Raw genomic sequence first — 15,971 nt, 5'->3', positions numbered from 1 at the left:
ATTGAGGACGGACATGGCAGGACTGCTCGACGGCAAACGGATCCTGATCTCCGGGATCATCACCGATTCGTCGATTGCGTTTCACATCGCCAAGGCGGCCCAGGAGGCGGGTGCGCAGTTGGTGCTCACCGGGTTTGACCGGTTGCGTCTGATTCAGCGCATCGCCGACCGGCTGCCGGAGAAGGCGCCGCTGATCGAACTCGACGTGCAAAACGAGGAGCACCTGAACTCGCTCGCCGAGCGGGTATCGGCCGAGATCGGCGAGGGCAACAAGCTCGACGGTGTGGTGCACTCGATCGGTTTCATGCCGCAGACGGGGATGGGCATCAACCCGTTCTTCGACGCGCCGTACGAGGATGTCTCCAAAGGCATTCACATCTCGGCGTATTCGTACGCCTCGCTGGCCAAGGCGACGCTGCCGATCATGAACCCCGGCGGCTCCATAGTGGGGATGGACTTCGACCCCAGCCGGGCGATGCCGGCCTACAACTGGATGACGGTGGCCAAGAGCGCGCTGGAATCGGTCAACCGGTTCGTGGCGCGCGAGGCGGGCAAGTTCGGTGTTCGCTCCAATCTCGTTGCCGCGGGCCCTATCCGGACGTTGGCCATGAGCGCCATCGTCGGCGGTGCGCTGGGCGAAGAGGCCGGCGCGCAGATGCAGCTGCTCGAAGAGGGCTGGGACCAGCGTGCCCCCATCGGCTGGAACATGAAGGACCCGACGCCGGTCGCCAAGACGGTGTGCGCATTGCTCTCGGACTGGCTGCCGGCGACGACGGGGACCATCATCTACGCCGACGGTGGCGCAAGCACCCAATTACTGTAAACGGCAATGGAATTCGATGCCGTCCTGCTGCTGTCCTTCGGTGGACCGGAAGGTCCGGAGCAGGTTCGGCCGTTTCTGGAGAACGTCACCCGGGGCCGCAACGTGCCACCGGAACGTCTCGACGACGTCGCCGAACACTACCTGCATTTCGGCGGCGTGTCGCCGATCAACCGGATCAACCTGGCGCTGATCCAGCAGCTGCGCGCCGAGCTCGAAGGCCGCGGCCTGGACCTGCCGGTCTACTTCGGTAACCGCAACTGGGAACCCTACGTCGAAGACACCGTCGCGACGATGCGGGACAACGGAATTCGTCGGGCCGCGGTATTCACCACGTCGGCATGGAGCGGCTATTCGAGCTGCACGCAATACGTCGAGGACATCGCGCGGGCGCGCGAGGCGGCCGGGCCGGATGCGCCCGAACTGGTCAAGCTGCGGCCCTATTTCGACCACCCGCTGTTCGTGCAGATCTTCGCCGACACCATCGGTGCGGCGTCGGGCGCGCTGACCGCCGAACAACAGGCCGGCGCGCGTCTGGTGTTCACAGCGCATTCCATCCCGGTGGCGGCCGACGACCGGCTGGGCCCGCGGCTGTACAGCCGCCAAGTCGCCTATGCCGCAAGCCTTGTGGCGGCGGCCGCAGGATATCCCGAGTACGAGCTGGCGTGGCAGTCCCGGTCGGGGCCGCCCCAGGTTCCGTGGCTGGAGCCCGACGTCGCCGACCACCTGGCCGCCCTGGCGCAGGCCGGCACCAAGGCCGTCATCATCTGCCCGATCGGGTTCGTGGCCGACCACATCGAGGTGGTGTGGGACCTCGACAACGAGCTGGCGGCCCAGGCGGAGGCGGCGGGCGTGGCGATGGTGCGGGCCTCGACGCCCAACGCCCAGCCCCGTTTCGCGCAACTGGCCGCCGACCTGATCGACGAACTGCGCTATGGCCGCACGCCCGAGAGGGTGGCCGGGCCGGACCCCGTGCCCGGCTGCCTGGCCAGCGCCAACGGCGCGCAGTGCCGCCCGCCGCACTGCGCGGCCGGCACCGGCCCTCGAGGCTAGTCGCCCCAGGCGGAATGCAGGATCGCGGTCACGGCCGCCATCCGCGCCGAACGCACCACGGCGGTCAGCGGTCGCAGCGCATCGCTGGCGATGCGCGCCTCGGACGACGACTGCGTTCCCAGCGGTTCCAGGCCGGCGGCGACGGGTGCGGTGAAACGGTCCGGGGAGTCGGATCGGCTCAGCCCCGCGCTGACCGCGATGATGGCGTCGACGTGCGCCGCGTTTTCCAGGACCCGCAGCGCGCGCGTCGGCGCGTGGTCGGGAATGCGGTGTTGCCGTGCGGATTCCAGTAGTTGCTCGACCAGCCCACGAGGGTCGTCGACGTCGGAGGCCGCGGCTCCCAGCCCGATCGCGCCCAGCGCGTCGGCGGCCGAGCGCACCGCCGACCGCAGCGTGTACTCGGCGTCGCCGAGCTCGTAATGGTCCAGCACCGGCGCGCCGGGCAGCGAGTACACGGTCCACGTCAGCGCGCACAGCTCCGCCAACCGCGTCTCGTAGTCTTCGGGCGTGTCCTCGTCGTCCTGGTAGGAGAATTCGGGCACCAGGCCGACGGCGGCGGCGGGGTTGCGGGGATTGGCGATGATGACTGCCTCGCCGGCGGCCAGGGCGTCCCGCTCGAACTGCGTTCCCGGGGCCAGCCCGCGCACATCGCCGGGCACCGGCAAAATGACGTTGATCGTCCCGCGCATCAGGCCGAGAGCATCCGGCGTCGACGTCGGCCGGCCGATCGCGGCGCGAAGTGTCTGCAGCAACGTGACCGTTCCGGCGTCGTGCACATCGGGCCAGGGCAGCCCGGTGTGGCCCGCGGCGACGGCATCATACGCGGTCACCGATTGCTTTGGCGCCCAGACGGATAACGCGTCCAGGACGTCGTCGGGCGCGGCCTTTCCGGCGAGCCAGGCATTGGCCCACAGGGAGAGCGAAACACTGGGACACCACACGATCACGCAGTGTAGTTGTTTTGCCCGGCGAAGGCGGATCACGCGTATTCTTGCCGCATGCACGCCGCGGTGCTTTGGCTAATATTCGCGCTGGTGTTGGCCGGTGCGGAGGCGCTCACCGGCCATTTGTTTTTGGTGATGCTCGGTGGGGGCGCGCTGGCCGCGGCGGCCACCAGTTGGCTGACCGACTTCCCGGTGTGGGCTAACGGGGCGGTGTTCCTGGTCGTCTCCGTGCTGTTGCTGGCGCTGGTTCGCCCGCCGCTGAAGCGCCGGCTGACGCCCACCGGGGCGCCGCGCTTGGGAATCGAGGCGCTGCAGGGCAAGACCGCGCTCGTGCTCGAACGCGTCGGGCGCGACGCGGGCCAGGTCAAACTCGACGGCCAGGTGTGGTCCGCGCGCCCGCTTAACGACGGCGAGGTCTACGAACCCGGCGAGCCGGTCACCGTCATGCAGATCGACGGTGCCACCGCGGTGGTCTTCAAGAGCGGTCTGTAGCGGCGAGAAACGCTGCGAACGAAAGGAAGTCCGATGCAAGGTGCGGTTGCTGGTTTGGTGCTGCTGGCCGTCTTGGTGATCTTTGCCATCGTCGTGGTGGCCAAGTCGGTGGCGCTGATCCCTCAGGCAGAGGCCGCGGTGATCGAACGACTGGGACGATACAGCCGCACGGTCAGCGGGCAACTGACGTTGTTGATCCCATTCATCGATCGGGTTCGCGCCCGGGTGGATCTGCGGGAGCGGGTGGTGTCCTTCCCGCCGCAGCCGGTCATCACCGAGGACAACTTGACCCTCAACATCGACACCGTGGTCTACTTCCAGGTCACCGTTCCCCAGGCGGCCGTCTACGAGATCAGCAACTACATCGTCGGCGTCGAGCAGCTCACCACCACTACGCTGCGCAACGTCGTCGGCGGCATGACGCTCGAGCAGACGCTGACGTCGCGCGACCAGATCAACGGGCAGCTGCGCGGCGTGCTTGACGAGGCGACCGGCCGGTGGGGGCTGCGGGTCGCCCGGGTCGAGTTGCGCAGCATCGACCCGCCGCCCTCGATCCAGGCGTCCATGGAGAAGCAGATGAAGGCCGACCGCGAGAAGCGGGCGATGATCCTGACCGCCGAAGGTAACCGGCAAGCGGCAATCATGCAGGCCGAGGGACAGAAGACTGCGCAGATCCTGGCCGCCGAGGGCGCCAAGCAGGCCACAATCCTAACCGCCGAGGCGGACCGGCAGTCGCGGGTGCTGCGCGCCCAGGGCGAGCGCGCCGCGGCCTACCTGCGGGCGCAGGGCCAGGCCAAGGCCATCGAGAAGACATTCGCCGCGATCAAGGCCGGCCGGCCCACCCCGGAGATGTTGGCCTATCAGTATTTGCAGACGCTGCCGGAGATGGCGCGCGGCGACGCCAACAAGGTGTGGGTAGTGCCCAGCGACTTCAACGCGGCATTGCAGGGATTCACCAGACTGCTGGGAACCCCGGGCGAGGACGGGGTGTTCCGGTTCCAGCCCTCGCCCGCCGACGACGCCCCTAAGCACAGCGCCGACGACGACGCCGAGGTCGCCGACTGGTTCTCCACCGAAACCGACCCGGCGATCGTTCAGGCGGTGGCCAAGGCGGAGGCCATAGCGCGCCAGCCGGTGGATGGCCCGGCGGGGAGCTGACTTCCTAGGATTGCGGTATGAGTGTGTTGACTTCGCCCAAGACCTATGCGGCGCTTGGCGCCTTCCAAGCCGTCGACGCGGTGGCGTGCGGTGTCCAGGTGGCCCCGATCAAGAAGGTCCTTGATGACCTGGGCGTCCCGGAGAACATCCGGCCCGTGCTGCCGGCGGCGAAGGCGGCCGCCGCGGTCGGTTTGCTGTCGGTCCATCGCTTTCCGGCGCTGGCGCGGTTGACGACGGCGATGCTGACGTTGTACTTCGTGCTGGCGGTCGGCGCGCACGTTCGGGTGCGCGACAAGGTCGTCAACGGCCTTCCGGCCGCGGTGTTTTTGGCGCTGTTCGCCGCGATGACGATCAAGGGGCCGGATCAGGACTAGTTGAGGCGCAACTCGACCAGCGGCAGCGGGGTATCGGTGTCGGTGATCGGCACACCGAGCGTCTGCTCCAGCACCGGGCGCATCCGTTCCCACGCCTTGGGGTGACGTGTTCGGTAGGCGGCCAGGGTGCGATCGGCCTCCGGTGTGGTCAGCACCCGCGCGACGGCGGTTTTGGGCGCGTGGCTGCCGACGTAGACTCGCACCCGCGGGTTGGCTTCAATGTTGCGGAACCACTGAGCTTTTCGACCGAAGCCCGAGGCGACGACGTAGGTGTCGGGCGGGGAGTGGTCGACGACCTCCAGCGCCGCGTAACGCGGCAGTCCCGACTTGCGGCCGACGTGCTCGAGCAACAGGATGCGCGAACCGAACAGCGCGCCCGCCCGGGCTTTGTAGATCCATATCGGCGCGCGCATGAGGCGGCGCGACCGCAGCAGCCGTCCGGCCAGGCTCGCGACGCCGGTGGGAAACCGGCGGGCTCCACTGTTGTCTGATGTCATGCGGCTCTCCACGGTCGTCGGGATAACCGAGACGCTACTGGGCCGACAGGCTCAGTTGTCAGGGATGCGGAGTGGGGGAAGCCGGCGTCGGTGCGGGCGGTGTCGGGTATCCCTCGCCCGGGGGCGGCCAGAGGCCGCGCGGAGGTCCCGGCGGCCCGGGCGGCGGCGCATAATTCCGGCTCACGCTGCCGGTCAACGCCGGGCGATCGGGTAGCTGACTAGTCCGTCCGTGATGAATTCACTTCTGGCTCAAGGTGTTTGGCAGCCAGCTTGGTCTCGATCGTGTCGTGGCGATGAATCAGCCAGCCCGTCGCCGCACAATCGGCCGTCCCGCACGGACGCTCAGGACAGCTCCTCGACATCTGCGGTCATGGCTTCCAGCACGCGCCGGAAGCGTTCGACCAGCTTTTCGATTCTGGCTGCGGTGAACACTTCGGTGTCGAATTCGACGCGTAGACCCAGTTCGTAGCCTGGCACGGCCTGCACCGAAAGCGGGTAGTGATTGTATTCGCGACTGGTGAAGTCTTTTATGTTCAACTCGCCGACGGTCGAGAGCGCGGCGGTATCCATCGGGTAGTTCTCGTATACGAACAATGTGTCGAACAACTGGTCGTGCCCCGTTACGCGGTGGATCTCGCTCAGGGCCAGGTGCTGGTGGTCAAGGGTTTTGGCGTAGCTGGTTTGCAGCTGGTCTAGCAGGCTGGCGGTGGTCGTCTCCGCGCCGATGGTCGCCCGTACCGGGACCGTGTTGATCAACAGACCGACCATCGATTCCGCGCCCGCCAGGTCGGGTGGCCGCCCCGACACCGCTGTGCCGAACACCACGTCGTGCTGGCCGGTCAGCCACGTCAGCAGCAGCGCCCACGCGGCCTGTAAGACGGTGCTGACCGTGGTGCGGTACGAGCGGGCCAGCTCGCCCAACGCCTCAGTGGTATCCGCGGACACCTGGAACGACTCCGTAGCGCGCAGACCGAGCGCTGGGCGCCCAGGGGGTCCCACCAGGCTGGGAGTGTCGAACCCGGCGAGTATTTCACGCCATGCTTTCCGAGCCGCGCCTCGATCTTGTTCGGACAGCCAGGTGACAAAGCTGCGATACGACGGGGCGGCGGGCAACCGCACGCCGTAATAGCTGGCGAAGATTTCCTGCAGCAGGATCGGCTTCGACCAGCCGTCGAGCACGATGTGGTGGTTGGTGAGGACGAACCTGTACAGATCGTCTGCGGTGCGGATCAAGGCAGCTCGGAAGGGCGGCTGGCCGGCAAGGTCGCAGACCGCGACGCGCTCGGCGGTACACAGCTGCTGTACCTGCTCCTCGACGTCAGCATCTGCCGAGCTCAGCTCGACGTACTGCCAGGCCAGCGCCGGATCGGCGGACATGACCTGCACCGGTTCACCGAAGTCTTCGCAGAAACGGGCCACCAGGTTCGGGTGGCGGGCGACGACGGCGTGCACCGCCTCGCGCAAGCGCTGCGGGTCAAGGGCGCCGCTCACGGTGATGTCGAGCTGCACCGCATACAGGTCGGCACTGCCCTGTCCGCTGCCGGTGTAGTACAGCAGGCCCTGCTGCAGCGGGGTTAGCGGCAACACATCGCCGATCCGGTACCGCCGCGCCAGCTTGTCGATGTCGCGCTGGGTGAGACGGGCCGGCGCGATGTCGGACGGGGTCAAGCCGCCCCCGCCGCCGCGCACGTGCGCGCAGATGCCGGCGAGCGCGTCGAACCAGAGCTCGCTGAGCCGGCTGACCTGGTCGTCATGCAGCGCCGAGCTCGCCCAGGTCCAATTGGCCTGCAGCTGTGGGCCTGCCGCGGTGTCCATGGTGCCGGCATTGAGCTCGACGGTATGCGCCAACGGCATGTTCACTGCGCCCGCGGCGCCGCTCAGCGAGAAACTGTTCTCGCTGAGCCGCCACAACTCGCTGGAGAGCTCAGCCGCAGCACCCAGACGACCCAGGTAGTTGAAGCTGATCGCGGGGTCGGACCCACCCAGATCGAACTCAGGGGCGAGGTAGCGCACCAGCCCGTAGGTCAGACCGTCGGGCAGGGCGCGCAGCTGCTCCTTGGCGTCCTTGATCAGAGCGCCCAGTGCATCCTCACCCGCCATCACCTGTTCCCAGGACAGGCCGCCGGCCGGCCGCCCGAATTTCAGGGCCACCGGGTACTTGGTGGTGAACCAGCCCACCGTGCGGGACAAGTCGACGTGCGGGGCCAGCTCCTCCTGGCGACCGTGGCCCTCCACATCGATGCCGATCGGGGTGCTGGTGTTCAAGAATTGCGTCCACGCCAGGCCGAACGCGATCAGCAAGATGTCTTGAACCCCGGCATGAAACGCCGCCGGGACCTCACCAAGCAGCTGGCGGGTCCTCTCGACATCCAGTGACACCGACAATTGGCCGGCGCTGACGTAGGTGTCCTCCGGCTGTACCGGCGGTAACGCGGCCGGGATTGCCGCCACCTGACGCCATGCCTCGGCCTGGGCCATCACGTCTGCGCTCCGCGCGTACTCGGCCAACAGCGACGACCACCGGGCAAACGACGTCCCGGGCGCCGGCAGCGCCACCGGCTGGCCACTGTGATGCTGGGCCCACGCAATATTGAGGTCTTCCAACAGGATTCGCCACGACACGCCATCGACGGACAGGTGGTGAATGATCAACGCCAACTGGTTCGTCGACTCGGCCCACACCGCGCGCAGCATTGCCCCGGTGCCCGGGTTGAGCCGTGACCGGGCCGCCACCAACGCTTCAGCCGACAACACGTCGACGGTGTCCACGCAGCCGGCGGCAGCTACCGTCCCGGCTTCGGACGCCCACAACAACCAGCCGCCGGCGCCGTCGTCGTCGACGCGCAGCCGCAACGTGGCGTGCCGGTCCAGCAACGACTGCAGGACCACCACCGCGTCGGCCCGCGCGACACCCGCGGGAGCTTGCAACACCATCGTCTGGTTGAACTGCTCGACCGAACCCTCGACGCTGTGCAGCCAGCGCATGATCGGGGTGGCCACCACAGACCCGGTGCCTTCGTCGACCACGCCGCCCTCGCCGTCGGCGAGGACCGTGGCGACCTGCGCGAGCCGCGCCACCGTCTGTTCGACGAAAACGTCACGCGGACGGCACATTACGCCGGCAGCGCGGGCACGGGACACGACTTGCATCGACAGGATGCTGTCGCCGCCCAGATCGAAGAATGAGTCATCGACACCAACCCGCTGCACACCTAATACCTGGGCATAGATGCCGGCCAGGATTTCCTCGACCGCGCTGCATGGAGCGCGGTAGTGGTCGACATCGGAGTATTCGGGTGCCGGCAGGGCACGGACGTCGAGTTTGCCGTTGACCGTCAATGGCAGCCCCTCGAGGACGACGACGGCGGCCGGCACCATGTAGGTCGGCAACTGTTCACCCAATTGGGTACGGATCTCAGCGGGGTCGGCGGACCCGGTGATGTAGCCCACCAGCCGCTTGTCGCCGGGACGGTCCTCGCGCGCGATCACCGCCGCATGGTCGACACCGTCCAGCCCGTTGAGGGCCGCCTGGATCTCACCGAGCTCGATGCGATACCCGCGGATCTTGACCTGCTCATCAGCACGCCCGACATAACGCAGCTGACCATCGGCACCCCACGCCACCAGGTCCCCGGTGCGATACATGCGTGTACCCGGTTGTCCGAACGGGCACGCCACGAACCGCGTCGAGCTCAGCCCGGGCCTGCCCACATAGCCGGCGGCCAGCCCGGCACCGGCCACATACAGCTCGCCGACCACCCCGGCGGGCACCTGACGCAACCACCCGTCGAGCACGAAGAAGGCAAGGTGGGCCAATGGCACCCCGATGGGGCTGGCGTTGCTGTCGACGTCGCCGTCGACGATCTCGCGGAACGAGGCGTGCACCGTCGTCTCGGTGATGCCATACATATTGATCAGGCGCGGCAGTCCGGCGTGGCGGTTCAGCCAGGTCGCCAGACGGTTCGGTTCGAGCGCCTCGCCGCCGAACACCACCGACTGCAACTTCAGCTGCTGTCCCAGTTCCGGGGAGAGCCCGTCGGCGGTCTGTAGCGCATAAAACGCCGACGGCGTCTGGCTCAGCACACTGACCTGTTCACGAACAAGTAAGGCGTGCAATTCTTCTGGCGAACGCACCACCGAATCGGGCACCATCACCAACCGCCCGCCATACAACAGTGCGCCGAAGATCTCCCACACCGAGAAGTCAAACGCCAACGAATGACACTGCGTCCACACCTGGCCCAACCCCAGCTGACCATCCAGCGTCTCCAGCAGCTGGGTGACGTTGTGATGAGGCACTGCAACGCCTTTGGGCGTTCCAGTGGTGCCCGAAGTGTAAATGATGTAGGCGATGTTCTCGGCCCCCACCGCCGGCAACGCGGTCTCGGACTGGGTCGTCACCGCTGGGTCGTCGATGTCGATCAGCGGCAAGCCGGACCGCTCCAGCCGTGACCGCACGTCCGCGGTGGTGACCACCGCGATAGGCGCGCAATCGCCCAACACGAACTCCATCCGCGCCGCGGGAACCGACGGATCGATCGGCACGTACGCCGCCCCGGTCTTGAGCACCGCCAAGATCGCCATCACCGCTTCGGCCGACCGCGGGATCACCACCGCCACCCGCTGACCCGGACCCGCGCCCTGCCCAGTAAGCATGTGCGCCAACCGGTTTGCTGATTCCTCAACTTCGCGGTAGGTCCACGCGCGCTCGCCGCAGGTGATTGCGACCGCGTCTGCGGCGCGAGCCACCTGTGCGGCGAACAACTCGGGAATCGATGCTTGCCCGCTTGGCCGCTTTGCCAACACCGCCCGGTTACCCCACGCATCGAGCCGCTCATGCTCGGCATCGTCGAGCAGATCGAGAGACGACAACCGCCGGGTGGGATCGGCGATCATTGCCACCAGCACCTGCTCTAACCGGGCGATCATCGTGTCGATGGCCGCACGGTTGAATGCGTCCGTGTCGAATTCGACGCGAAGGCTCAGTTCGTGGCCCGGCGTCGCGACCACCGAAAGCGGGTAGTGGTTGAATTCGCGAACGTCAAACTCGGTGACTGCCAGATCATGTCCGCCCAGCAGGGCGCCGGGGTCGACCGGATAGTTCTCGTATAGGAAGAGCGTGTCGAACAGTTGATCGTGACCGGTGGCGCGGTGGATCTCGGGCAGAGCCAGATGCTCGTATTCGAGCGTGTCGTTGTGGATGCGCTGCAGCTGCTCCAGCAGATCGGCGACTGTGGTCCCCGAGGTGGTGGTGGCCCGCACCGGCACTGTGTTGATCATCAAGCCCACAATGGATTCCGAGCCGACCAGCTCGCTCGGCCTACCCGAGACGGCGGTGCCGAATGCCACATCATGCTGACCGGTCAGCCACATCAGCAGCTGCGCCCATGCGCCCTGCAGGACGGTGCTCACGGTGGTGTGGCATGAGCGGGCCAGCTCGGTCAGGGCCGCTGTGGTGGCGTCGGACACCCGGAAGGATGCGACGTCTCGCCGCCCTATCCGGCCAGGCGTGCCTACCAATGTCGGGGACTCGAAGCCCGCCATTACGTCGCGCCAAACCCCTTGCGCCGCATCGCGATCCTGCTCATCCAGCCAGGTGACAAAGCTGCGGTACGACGGAGCCGCGGGCAGCCGCTCGCCAGAGTAACTGCCGAACATCTCCTGCATCAGGATTGGCAGCGACCAGCCATCCGCCACGATGTGGTGAATGGTGAGCACCAAGCGGTACCGGTCTGCAGCGGTGCGGATCAACGCCGCCCGGAACGTCGGGTTGTCAACCAGGTCGCACACCGCGGCGCGTTCCGCGGCACACAGTCGCTGGACCTGTTGATCTGCGTCGCCGCCCGCAGGGGTCAGGTCAACGTCCTGCCACTCGAGCACCGGGTTGGCCGGGATGACCTGCACCGGCTCACCGAAGTCTTGGCAGAACCGGGCCACCAGGTTGGGGTGCCGGTTGACGACCGCCTGCACGGCCTCGCGCAGGCGGTGCGCGTCGAGGGCACCGTTGAAGGTGATACCGAGCTGCACGACGTACAGATCGTCCAGACCCGGCGCGAAGTCGGTGTGGAACAGCAGACCCTGCTGCACCGGGGTCAACGGCAGCACATCGGCGACCTGGTGCCGCCGGCAAAGGTCGTCGATCTGCTGCTGGCTGAGGCGGGCGGGAGCGATATCGGACGGAGTGAGCCCGCCCCCACCGGCTTTCACGTGCGCGCAGATGCCGGCCAGAGCCTCAAACCACAATCTGCTCAGCCGGCTGACCTGTTCGTCATTCAGCGCCGAGGGCGCCCACGTCCAGTTCGCTTGCAGCTGCGGCCCGGCCTCGGTGTCGATGCTGCCGGCATTGAGCTCCACCGTGTGCGCCAACCGCAGGGGCACCGCCGCAGCCACGCCGGCAAACGACAGACTGTCCTCGTTGATCCGCCACAACTCGCCAGGCAGGTCGGCACCCGCACCGAGGCGGCCCAGGTAGTTGAACCCGATCGTCGGGTCAGACCCACCGAGATCGACCTCGGGGTTGAGGTAGCGCAGCAGCCCGTAGGTCAGCGGATCGGGCAGGGCGCGCAGCTGCTCCTTGGCGTCCTTGATCAGAGCGCCCAGTGCGGCCTCACCGGCGACCACCTGCGCCCACGACAGGCCACCGACGGTCAACGCGACCGGATATTTGGTGGTGAACCAGCCCACCGTGCGTGACAAGTCCACATAGGGAGCCAGCTCCTCGTGGCGCCCATGGCCCTCGACGGCGATACCGATCGGCACACTCGCGTGCACACCGAGAAACTCCGCGAACGCCAGCCCGAAGGCGATAAGAAATATGTCGCCGACCCCGGCGTGGAACGCGGCCGGCACCTCACCCAGCAGCAGGCGGGTTGTCTCGACATCCAGCGACGCCGACCTCTGCCCGGCGGTCTGAAAAGTATCCACCCCCGGTTGCGCCGTCGGCAGCGCGGCCGGTATTGCCGCCACCTGCCGCCACTTCTCGGCCTGTGCCACTACTTCGGCGCGGCGCGCATGCCCGGCAAGCAGCGCCGACCACCGCGCAAACGACGTCCCGCCGGCGGGCAATGTCACGGGCTGGCCGGCGTGGTGCTGTGCCCAGGCGATGTTGAGGTCCTCTACCAGGATTCGCCACGACACCCCGTCCACGGCCAGGTGATGAATGATCAATGCCAGCTGGCCGGTGGAGGTCGCCCACACCGCGCTGAGCATCAGTCCCGCCGCCGGGTTCAAATGCGAACGCGCCTGCACCAGCGCCTCATTCGACAACACACCGACGCTGTGCAGGCATCCGCCTGCGTCCACCACCCCAGCTTCGGGTGCCGCCAGCGACCAGCCGTCGGCGCCGTCATCGTCGATGCGCAGCCGCAACGCGGCATGCCGATCGAGCAACGCCTGCAGGACGACCGCGACGTCGGCCTCAGTCACCCCCGCCGGGGCGGCCACCACTATGGTCTGGTTGAACTCGTCGATCGGGCCCTCGAGGCTGTGCAACCAACGCATGATCGGGGTGGCCACCACCGGGCCGATGCCCTCGTCGACGACGCCGGACTCGCCATCGGCGACCGTCGCGACCCGCGCGAGTCGTGCCACCGTCTGTTCGACGAAAACGTCACGCGGACGGAGCATCACGCCGGCCGCCCGGGCGCGGGCCACGACTTGCATCGACAGGATGCTGTCGCCGCCGAGGTCGAGGAACGAGTCGTCGACCCCGACTCGGTCCATCCCGAGGACTTGGGCGTAGATGTCGGCCAGGATTTCTTCGACCGCGTCGGCCGGGGCCCGGTACTCACCGGCGGTGTATTCCGGTGCGGGCAAGGCGCGCTTGTCGAGTTTTCCGCTGGCGGTCAACGGGATTGCCGACAGCGTCACCACCGCGGCGGGGACCATGTAGGCCGGCAGCCGATCGGCCAGTGCGGTGCGGATCTCGGTCGGGTCGGCGGTGCCGGTGATGTAACCCACCAGCCGCTTGTCGCCGGGGCGGTCCTCGCGGACGATGACCGCCGCGTGGTCCACGCCGTCCAGCGCGGCGAGAGCCGACTGGATCTCCCCGAGTTCGATGCGGTAGCCGCGGATCTTGACCTGCTCATCGGCACGGCCCAGGTGTCGCAGCTGCCCATCCGCACCCCAGGACACCAGGTCGCCGGTGCGATACATGCGCGTCGCGGGGGCCCCGAACGGGCACGCCACGAACCGCGACGCGGTCAAACCCGCCCGACGCACATACCCGTAGCCCACACCCCGCCCGGCCAGATACAACTCACCGACCACCCCGGCCGGCACCGGCTGCAGCCACTTGTCCAGCACGAACATCGCCGCCCCGGGTATCGGCGACCCGATCGGCACCAGGCCCCGCCCCGGCGTCAGCGGCGTGCTCATCGACGCACACACCGTCGCCTCGGTCGGGCCGTAGGCATTGATCATCACCCGCCCCGGTGCCGCCCACCGATCTACCAAGTTGGGCGGGCAGACCTCCCCGCCCACCACCAGCGCCGTCGACTCCAACCCCTCCGGTGGCAGCATCGCCACGGCCGACGGCGTCTGAGTCAGGACGCTGACCTGTTCCGCGAGAAGCAACGCGTGGAAATCGTCCGGGGAGCCCACCACCGACTCGGGGACCACCAACAGTCGCCTGCCCCGCAGCAGCGCACCCCAGATGTCCCACACCGATAAGTCGAAGGCGGAGGAGTGGCATTGCGCCCATACACCCCCGGGCGGCAGGCGCTCGTCGAGTGCCTCGATCAGCCAGGTGACGTTGTGGTGCGCGATGGCCACCCCTTTTGGTGTCCCGGTGGTGCCCGAGGTGTAGATGATGTAAGCGACGTTTTCGGGGTCCGGCATGGGAAGCGGGGTGCCGGGTTGGGCCTCGATGGCGGGATCGTGGGCATGGATGACCAGCAGCTCGGAGCCGTCCAGCCGCGAGCGCAGCTCGGTCGTGGTGATCACCGCCGCCGGTGCGGCATCGGCAAGCATGAACTTGGTCCGCGACGACGCGTGCGCCGGGTCGATCGGCACATACGCTGCCCCGGTCTTGAGCACCGCCAGCATCGCCACGATCGCGTCCGCACACCGGGGGAACAGCAGCGCAACACACTGCCCCGGGCCAACCCCACGACCGGCCAGAAGATGCGCCAACCGGTTCGCGGCCTCGTCGAGTCCCCGATACGTCAGGGAGCGGCCGTCGAAGGTCACCGCTACCGCGTCGGGGGCGCGCTTCGCGTGCTCTCCGAACACCACCGGAATCGACGCGGGCGCGGTTACCGGCTGGGTTAACGCCACGCGATGCGACCACCCATCCAGCCGGGCGTTCTCATCCTCATCGAGGATTTCGATCGACGAGATCGGCCGGTCCGGATCGGCAGCCATTTCCGTCAGCACCTGCTCCAGACGTGCCGCCAGGTAAGCGACGTCAAAGCCCGCAAACGGCTGTCCGGCGCCCGCTGTGCTGAGAAACAGCCGGTCACCGACCCCAAGGAGGAAGAGCGCGAAGTGCCCGACGGCGCCGTTGGCGGTGTATGTCGCGGTGGCCGGAACGCCACCAAGCTCCAGGGTCAATCGGGCCGGGATGAAATTGACACCGACTCGGTTCGCTGCCTGTCTCAGGCCGCGAACGCCGCCTTCACCGTCGAGCTGGTGCACCGGGAACCGCTGATGCTTCAACATTTCCCGGATCTGTATGTCGACGTGCTGACAAAAAGCGGCGACCGTTGTCTGCGGTCGCGTCTGCAGGACCAGCGGCACAACCCCGGCGAGCATCCCCGGGAGCGTCTTCGACTCGGGACGCACTCGCCGGCTGACCGGGAAATCGAGCGCCACCTCCGAACCGCCTCCCGACCATGCATGCACCAACAGCGCGCATGCCGCTGTGGTGACCGAATAGCGGCGGATGCGCAGCTTTTTGGACAGCCCTTGCATGCTGCCGATGGCGGACGGATCCAACTGAACTGACGCCGACGGGGCACACGGGTCCCGGTCGAAGTCGATTTGGGGCGGCACGTAATCGTGTCCGCCTTCCGGCGGAAGGTTCTTGTTCCAGTACGCTTCATCTTCCAGATAATCGGTGGATGCTTCGTATCCCGACTCGAGATCAACCAGATCCTGCACGGAGCCGAAATAGGCGTCGGTAACCGGAGATTCAGCGACCAGCGCCGAATAGATGGCTGCCACCCGACGGCTCACCAGCGCCATGCCCAAGCCGTCTATGGCGATGTGGTGGCAGCAGGCGAACAAACAGAATTCCTCGGCCTGCGTTTGGAACAGGGTGAAGTTGAATAACTGGCCGTTCAACGCCATCGGCGTGCGCTGGACGGAGGAAGCCCTCCGTTCGACTTCCTCCACGGGATCGGGTGAGCCGGTCAGGTCATGAAACTCGACCTCGAGATGCGCGCAGTCGATCGGCCTTTGGACCACCTGGCCATCGATCTCGAAGAATGACGCCCTGGCCGGTTCGGCCTCCGTCACCGCTTGGCGGATCGCCCGCTCGAGGACATCACGGTGTATGGCGCCCTCGATCTTTATCAACAGGCCGAGCTGCCACTGCGTACCGGCATAGCCCGATTCCTGCGAGAGCCAGATGTCTAGTTGTCCGCGTGTCACCGGCAGCACCAGGTCATCACGTCCCATCGACTCCACCCAC

8 protein-coding genes are annotated in these 15,971 nt (G+C 67.2%); 5 read left to right on the top strand and 3 right to left on the bottom strand.

The features are described 5' to 3' along the window. Nucleotides 1-13 precede the first annotated feature (13 nt). Nucleotides 14-823: an NADH-dependent enoyl-ACP reductase InhA gene (gene inhA, locus MTY59_RS24120; RefSeq protein WP_221043383.1), complete on the top strand. Its 810-nt coding sequence runs from the start codon at nucleotides 14-16 to the stop codon at nucleotides 821-823. A 6-nt stretch (nucleotides 824-829) separates the two neighbouring features. Next, a complete protein-coding gene (locus MTY59_RS24115; protein ID WP_221043382.1) occupies nucleotides 830-1,873 on the top strand; it encodes a ferrochelatase in 1,044 nt (347 codons plus the stop codon). Here MTY59_RS24115 and MTY59_RS24110 read toward each other — a convergent pair. Continuing rightward, complete coding sequence (locus MTY59_RS24110) at nucleotides 1,870-2,814, bottom strand: hypothetical protein (protein WP_221043381.1); 945 nt, start codon at nucleotides 2,812-2,814, stop codon at nucleotides 1,870-1,872. The two genes, MTY59_RS24115 and MTY59_RS24110, sit on opposite strands and share 4 nt — an antisense overlap. A 57-nt stretch (nucleotides 2,815-2,871) precedes the next feature. Here MTY59_RS24110 and MTY59_RS24105 point away from each other — a divergent pair, with 57 nt between their 5' ends. From MTY59_RS24105 to MTY59_RS24095, 3 genes are read left to right on the top strand one after another with little or no spacing between them, the layout of a single operon-like run. Continuing rightward, on the top strand, nucleotides 2,872-3,309 hold the full coding sequence (locus MTY59_RS24105; protein WP_221043380.1) for an NfeD family protein: 438 nt from the start codon (nucleotides 2,872-2,874) through the stop codon (nucleotides 3,307-3,309). Nucleotides 3,310-3,342: 33 nt separating this feature from the next. Next, on the top strand, nucleotides 3,343-4,467 hold the full coding sequence (locus MTY59_RS24100; RefSeq protein WP_221043379.1) for an SPFH domain-containing protein: 1,125 nt from the start codon (nucleotides 3,343-3,345) through the stop codon (nucleotides 4,465-4,467). Between the two features lie 17 nt (nucleotides 4,468-4,484). Next, entirely contained in the window at nucleotides 4,485-4,841 is a 357-nt protein-coding gene (locus MTY59_RS24095) for a DoxX family protein (RefSeq protein ID WP_221043378.1), read from the top strand. Here the strand turns inward: MTY59_RS24095 and MTY59_RS24090 are convergent. Then, a complete protein-coding gene (locus MTY59_RS24090; RefSeq protein WP_221046630.1) occupies nucleotides 4,838-5,254 on the bottom strand; it encodes a nitroreductase family deazaflavin-dependent oxidoreductase in 417 nt (138 codons plus the stop codon). The genes MTY59_RS24095 and MTY59_RS24090 overlap by 4 nt on opposite strands. Nucleotides 5,255-5,680: 426 nt before the next feature. Beyond that, nucleotides 5,681-15,958: a non-ribosomal peptide synthetase gene (locus tag MTY59_RS24085; protein ID WP_221043377.1), complete on the bottom strand. Its 10,278-nt coding sequence runs from the start codon at nucleotides 15,956-15,958 to the stop codon at nucleotides 5,681-5,683. Nucleotides 15,959-15,971 lie beyond the last annotated feature (13 nt).

The organism is Mycobacterium senriense, assembly GCF_019668465.1.
GTDB lineage: Bacteria > Actinomycetota > Actinomycetes > Mycobacteriales > Mycobacteriaceae > Mycobacterium > Mycobacterium senriense.
The sequence above is the reverse complement of the archived record's forward strand: the minus strand, read 5'-3'. Positions and strand labels throughout refer to the sequence as shown.